Annotated in this window: 1 protein-coding gene; it reads left to right on the top strand. The window is 49.5% G+C overall.

The features are described 5' to 3' along the window. A partial coding sequence (locus CWS31_RS17315) for a VCBS domain-containing protein (protein WP_211355863.1) occupies positions 1 to 921 on the top strand: 921 nt, incomplete at both ends.

The following is a 921-nucleotide window of genomic DNA, read 5'->3' as shown; positions in this document are numbered from 1 at the left end:
ATGCGGCGGATATCACAGTTACTGCAAGTGACACAAGCGTGACTGAAGATGATGCGAGCAATAACACAGCGACAGGTACTATTTCAGTATTTGACGTAGATACCGGCGAAGGTACGTTATTGAGCAGCACTGCGAGCTACGGCACGGTTGTGGTTGATGGCACAGGTGTATGGGAATACAGCTTAGATGACAGCAATGCTGCGGTACAAGCGTTACCAGACGGTGAAACCTTAACCGACACGATCACCTTTACTAGTGATGATGGCACCACTGAGACACAAACGATCACCATTACCGGCAGCAATGATGCGGCGGATATCACAGTTACTGCAACAGACACAAGCGTGACTGAAGATGATGCCAGCAACAACACCGCAACAGGCACAGTGTCTGTTAGTGATATTGATACCGGTGAAGGGACTTTAGTGAGCAGTACTGCGAGCTACGGCACGGTTGTGGTTGATGGCACAGGTGTATGGGAATACAGCTTAGATGACAGCAATGCTGCAGTACAAGCGTTACCAGACGGTGAAACCTTAACAGATACGATCACCTTTACTAGTGATGATGGCACCACTGAGACACAAACCATCACCATCACGGGTAGCAATGATGCGGCGGATATCACAGTTACTGCAAGTGACACAAGCGTGACTGAAGATGATGCGAGCAACAACACCGCAACAGGCACAGTGTCTGTTAGTGATATTGATACCGGCGAAGGGACTTTAGTGAGCAGTACTGCGAGCTACGGCACGGTTGTGGTTGATGGCACGGGTGTATGGGAATACAGCTTAGATGACAGCAATGCTGCAGTGCAAGCACTACCGGCAGGCCAAACCTTAGTTGATACCATCACTTTCACCAGTGACGATGGCACCACTGAGACACAAACCATCACCATCACGGGTAGCAATGATG

The sequence above is a fragment of the Colwellia echini genome (assembly GCF_002843355.2).
GTDB lineage: Bacteria > Pseudomonadota > Gammaproteobacteria > Enterobacterales > Alteromonadaceae > Colwellia > Colwellia echini.
The sequence above is the reverse complement of the archived record's forward strand: the minus strand, read 5'-3'. Positions and strand labels throughout refer to the sequence as shown.